Below are 4,427 nucleotides of genomic sequence, written 5' to 3'. Positions count from 1 at the left end.
CCTCCGTCTCGCCGAGTTCGGCCAGCAGCCGCCGGCACTGCTCGTAATAGACGAGCCCTTCGTCGGTCAGGCCGAGCTGGCGTGTCGTGCGCTGCAGGAGCCGGGTGCCGAGACGGCGTTCGAGCCGCGCGACGACCTTCGCGACGGCCGAGCGCGTGACGCCGAGCCGCAGCGCGGCCGCCGCGAAGCTGCCCGACTCCACCACGTCGACAAATTCGGCCACGCCTCTCAGCCGTTCGTCCATGCCATTTCGCTCCAATCGGGTCACAGGGTTGTGTCCGCACAGGCGACAGTCGTTGGCCGAATTCTCGCCAATGCGTCCCCATGCGCAACACTATGATAGTCCGCTCTATCTCGAAAAGGAGTCGACATGCACGCATGGCAAGTGAAACCGGGCGACGGCGTGGCCGGGCTTCGGCGCATCGACGCGACACGCCGCGCGGTCGGGCCGAACGACGTCGTCGTGAAGATCCACGCGGCCGGACTGAACTACCGCGACCTGATGTTCGCGCGCGGCGACTATCTCGGCATCGGCACGGACGCGCTGATTCCGGTCGCCGACGGCGCCGGCGAAGTCATCGAAACCGGCCGCGACGTCACGCGCTTCAAGCCGGGCGATCGCGTGATCAACACGTACTTCCCGCACTGGATCGACGGGCCGCCCACGCCGCGGAAAGTCTCCGGGTCGCCGGGCGCGCAATTCGACGGCGTGCTCGCCGAACACTTCGTATCCGACGAGGCCGCGCTGGTCGCGATTCCCGCGCACCTGAACTACGACGAGGCGGCGACGCTGTCGTGCGCGGGCATCACCGCATGGAACGCACTGTTCGCCGACGGCGGCCTGGGGCCCGGCGCGACCGTCGTGCTGCTCGGCACGGGCGGCGTGTCGATCGTCGCGTTGCAGCTCGCACATGCGGCGGGGCTGCGCACGATCGTCACGTCGTCGAGCGATGCGAAGCTCGAACGCGCCCGCGCGCTCGGTGCGGACGCAACCATCAACTATCGCGCGACACCCGAATGGCAGCACGAAGTGCTGCGGCTCACCGGCGGCGCGGGGGCGGATCTGGTCGTCGAAGTCGGCGGCAAGGACACGCTGCCGCGCTCGGTCGCCGCGACGAAGATGGGCGGCATCGTGTCGGTGATCGGCGGCCTCAGCAGCTTCGCGGGCCCCGAACTCGGGCTGCTGTCGCTGATCGGCGGGATCCGGCAGTTGCACGGGATCATGGTCGGCAGCCGCGCGATGCTCGACGACGTCGTGCGGCTCGTCGACGCGAAGCAGATCAGGCCGGTGGTCGATCGCGTATTCGGCTTCGACGAAGCGCCGCAGGCGTATGCGTACCTGCAGTCGGGGCAGCACTTCGGCAAGGTCGTGATTCGCGTCGCGCAGTAAGCGCGTCGAGGCGACGGGCGGTTCGGCGCGCCGCCTCTTCCGTCATCGCGCCGTCAGAACTTGTGACGGATCCCCGCGTGAACCATCAGCTGCTTCGAGGTGGATGACAAGTCCGCCGCGCCGGGAATATAGGCCTGGTCGAGCGACGAGCCCGTCGCATCGCCCGCGATCCGCTGGTACGCACCCATCAGGTACACGTCCGTGCGCTTCGACAGGTTGTAGTCGGCCATCAGCCCGAGCGAATGGATCTTCGGCTTCGCGCTGCCCGTCGTCGCGTCATAGTGCACCGTCGTGTACACGTACTGCGCACCGACGAACAACGCGGGCGTGACCTGGTATTTGCCGTTCACCTCGAAGTTCTGGTACTTGATCGACGATACCGTGCCACCCGCGAGCGGGCCGGTCACCGGTTCGATCGTTTCGTCGCCGAACAGGTAGCCGACGTTCGCGGTCGGCCGCGTGACGTTGCTGTTCGTGTACGCGAACCCGACCGTTGCAGGCCCCGCCGTGTAGTTGATGCCCGCCCCGAAGATCCGCAGCCGCGCCGACGCGAAGTTCGCGTCGGCACCGACCGATCCCGAACCCGCGATCGCGCCGCCCGACGTTGCGCCAGGGTTGTCGGCATTCAGGAAGGCTGCGCCGACGAGCAACCCGCCCTGCTCGTACTGCGCGCCCACGCTCCACTGCCGGTTGTTCGCGAAGCCCGTGTCGTTGCTGAAGCTGTACGTGCCGCCGAACGAGAAGCCCGCGAAATCCGGGCTCGCGTACTTCACCGTGTTGTTCACGCGAAACGTGTTGCCGGTGTTGTCGTTGTCGAGCGGATGCGAGAACGGGTAGACGCCCCAGCTGCCGTTCGCAGTCGTGGGTGCGAGATAGTCGACCACGGCATCATATTGCCGGCCGAGCGTCAGCGTGCCGTACCGCTCGCTGCCGAGCCCGACGTAGGCCTGCCGCCCGAACATGCGGCCGCCCTGCGCGAGCGTGCCGCTGTTCACGTTGAAGCCGTTCTCGAGCTGGAACAGCGCGCTGTAGCCGCCGCCCAGATCCTCCGTGCCCTTCACGCCCCAGCGGCTGCCCTGTGCGAAGCCGCTTGCCATCTGCCACGCACTGTGGCCGCCGACGTTGTTCGTGTAGTCGATGCCCGCATCGACGAGACCGTAAAGCGTGACACTCCCTTGCGCGAACGCGGGCGCTGCACACAGCGCCGGAATCGCGACGAAAGACAATCTCCAGTTCATTCGTTTTCCTTATTGATATTTTCGTGACTGCCCGTTTCCGGGCGTCGCCGCTTACTTCGCGCCGAAGATGTCGAAGTCGAAGTACTTCTTGTTGATCCGCTGGTACGTGCCGTTCGCGAGGATCGTCGCGAGCGCGTGGTTGAAGGCGTCGCGCAGGTCGTTGTCCTGCTTGCGCAGCCCGAGCCCGTCGCCCTGCCCGAAATACTTCACGTCGTCGATCGCCGCGCCGACGAACGCGAAATCCTTGCCCTGCGGCTTCTTCAGGAAGCCGTCGCTGGCCGCGATCGATGCCTGGAACGCCGCATCGAGCCGGCCCGTCACGAGATCGGCATAGACCTGATCCTGGTTCTGGTACGACACGACCTGCACGCCGGCCGGCTGCCAGTTCGCGACTGCGTAGTCGGCCTGCGCGGAACCCTGCTCGACACCCACGCGCTTGCCCTTCAGCGCGTCGGCCGTCGGCAGCAGCGGCGAACCCTTGCGCGCGACGAGGCGCGCCGGCGCATTCGAGATCCGGTTCGTGAAGGCGATCTGTTGCTGCCGCTTCGGCGTGATCGTCATCGACGACGCAATCACGTCGAACTTGCGCGCGAGCAGCCCCGGAATCATCCCGTCGAAACTCGACTCGACCCACACGCAGTGCGCATGCAGCTCCGCGCACAACGCGTTCGTGATGTCGATCCCGAAGCCCGTCAGCGTGCCGTCGGGCAGCTTGTATTCGAGCGGCGGGTAAGTCGGATCGACCGCGAGGCGGATCTCCTTGCCCGACCAGTCGCCCGCATGCGCCGCCCCTGCCGCCAGCGCCACCGCGAGCGCCGCCATCCGTTTCCACTGCTTCATTGCCAGTCTCCTTCCTTGTGTGAATCGTCAGTCAAAATCATGCGGGCACATCACGCGAGGTAGCGCTCCGCCAGTGCAATCCAGTAGCTCGCGCCCGTCGCAAGGCACGCGTCGTTGAAGTCGTAGCCGGGGTGGTGCAGCCCGCATCCGGCGGCGCCATCGCCGTTGCCGATCGACAGGTAGCTGCCGGGGCACGCGTTCAGCATGAACGCGAAGTCCTCGCTGGCCGCGATCGGCCGCAGATGCGGGATCAGCGCGCCATCCCCGCCCCATTCGCGGGCGACGTCGCGTGCAAACGCGGTTTGCGCCGCATGATTGACGAGCACCGGGTACGCGTGCCGGTAGTCGATTTCGGCGGTCGCGCCGTAGCTCGCGGCCTGCCCGTGCACGATCTCGCCAATTCGGTGTTCGAGCAGCGCGCGCACGTCCGGCGACAGTGCACGCACGCTGAGTTCCAGATCCGCGTGCGGCGGGATCACGTTCGATGCAGTGCCCGCATGGATCGAGCCGGCCGTCACGATCGCCAGGTCCTGCGGGTTCACGTTGCGCGACACGACGGTCTGCAGCGCCATCACGATCGACGCGCACACGACCACCGGATCGATCGTCGTATGCGGCGCCGCGCCATGCCCGCCGCGCCCGGTCACGCGCACGCGCACCTCGTCGGCCGAGGCCATCGCCGGGCCGTCGCAGAAGCCGAGCACGCCGGCAGGCAGGCCCGGCACGTTGTGCATCGCGAACACCGCATCGCACGGAAACCGCTCGAACAACCCATCGTCGATCATCCGCTTCGCGCCGCCGAGCCCTTCCTCGGCCGGCTGGAAAATCAGGTTCAGCGTGCCCGTGAAGCGTTCCCGCTCGGCCAGGCAGCGCGCCGCCGCGAGCAGCATCGCCGTATGGCCGTCGTGGCCGCACGCGTGCATCACGCCGTCGCACCGGCTCGCGTGCGGCAGCCCGGT

Annotated in this window: 5 protein-coding genes; 1 reads left to right on the top strand and 4 read right to left on the bottom strand. The window is 67.4% G+C overall.

Annotated features, from left to right (window positions below; translation table 11 throughout):
- Positions 1–244, bottom strand: a 244-nt coding sequence (locus tag G3N99_RS35805) for a LysR family transcriptional regulator (RefSeq protein WP_206124718.1), incomplete at its 3' end; no start/stop codon positions are given.
- 126 nt (positions 245–370) lie between these two features.
- Here G3N99_RS35805 and G3N99_RS35800 point away from each other — a divergent pair.
- Complete coding sequence (locus G3N99_RS35800) at positions 371–1,390, top strand: NAD(P)-dependent alcohol dehydrogenase (protein ID WP_206124717.1); 1,020 nt, start codon at positions 371–373, stop codon at positions 1,388–1,390.
- Between the two features lie 53 nt (positions 1,391–1,443).
- On the opposite strand, the gene G3N99_RS35795 is transcribed toward G3N99_RS35800, so the two are convergent.
- The 3 genes from G3N99_RS35795 to G3N99_RS35785 all read right to left on the bottom strand — a co-directional run.
- A complete protein-coding gene (locus tag G3N99_RS35795) occupies positions 1,444–2,628 on the bottom strand; it encodes a porin (RefSeq protein WP_206124716.1) in 1,185 nt (394 codons plus the stop codon).
- A gap of 51 nt (positions 2,629–2,679) precedes the next feature.
- Positions 2,680–3,468, bottom strand: a complete 789-nt coding sequence (locus G3N99_RS35790) for an ABC transporter substrate-binding protein (protein WP_206124715.1) — start codon at positions 3,466–3,468, stop codon at positions 2,680–2,682.
- 50 nt (positions 3,469–3,518) lie between these two features.
- Positions 3,519–4,427: amidohydrolase (locus G3N99_RS35785; RefSeq protein WP_206124714.1), on the bottom strand; the 909-nt coding region annotated here is incomplete at its 5' end.

The organism is Burkholderia sp. Ac-20392 (assembly GCF_017104585.1).
Lineage (GTDB): Bacteria > Pseudomonadota > Gammaproteobacteria > Burkholderiales > Burkholderiaceae > Burkholderia > Burkholderia lata.
Note: the sequence above shows the minus strand (reverse complement) of the source record. Positions and strands in the feature narration are given on the sequence as shown.

What these genes read in the sequence shown, in the direction of transcription:
- G3N99_RS35800 (WP_206124717.1), top strand. Translation starts at nt 371, where the DNA reads ATGCACGCATGGCAAGTGAAACCGGGCGACGGCGTGGCCGGGCTTCGG.
- G3N99_RS35795 (WP_206124716.1), bottom strand. Translation starts at nt 2,628, where the DNA reads ATGAACTGGAGATTGTCTTTCGTCGCGATTCCGGCGCTGTGTGCAGCG.
- G3N99_RS35790 (WP_206124715.1), bottom strand. Translation starts at nt 3,468, where the DNA reads ATGAAGCAGTGGAAACGGATGGCGGCGCTCGCGGTGGCGCTGGCGGCA.